Source organism: Dyella japonica DSM 16301, assembly GCF_001010355.1.
In the GTDB taxonomy this organism is placed as follows: domain Bacteria; phylum Pseudomonadota; class Gammaproteobacteria; order Xanthomonadales; family Rhodanobacteraceae; genus Dyella; species Dyella japonica.
This window is the reverse complement of the sequence record NZ_JPLA01000164.1, coordinates 1-419: the sequence shown is the minus strand read 5'-3', so window position 1 is coordinate 419 and position 419 is coordinate 1. Positions and strand designations below refer to the sequence as shown.

General features: G+C 44.9%; 1 protein-coding gene. It reads right to left on the bottom strand.

The window, feature by feature from the left end; translation table 11 throughout:
- Positions 1-396 (bottom strand): RuvC family protein (locus tag Y882_RS19715; protein ID WP_046973435.1); only part of this gene is annotated, 396 nt, incomplete at its 3' end.
- Positions 397-419 lie beyond the last annotated feature (23 nt).

Genomic DNA, 419 nt, shown 5'->3' with positions numbered 1-419 from the left:
AATCATCACATCTTTAGAAGCAGTCTTAATACCGGACAGAGCTACTTTGTTCTCGATAGGAGTAACTTCAATAATCTCATGTCCTAGTGCCCTGAGTGCTCCTAAGATGCCTACACAAACACCATAGGATTTCATTCCATTGGCACTTTGTGAGCCAACGGGAACCTCTACAAAGATGACCTTTGCTTCTTTGAACCAGTCGATGACACCAGTAGTAATGTCCTCAGCAGCTTGCATATCTTTGCTGTTCTGCCTTACTTGCTTGGTTCCATCAGGTTTGGTTTCTCCCAGCTTCAGGTCTAATCCAGAGAGTATTCCCGTCTCTAAGTCGAGCATTCCCCGTGCTAGTCCCCAGTTACGAAAACTGGGGTCAACTCCAAGCACAGGTATCTGCATTATTTCTTACCGAACAGAGATTT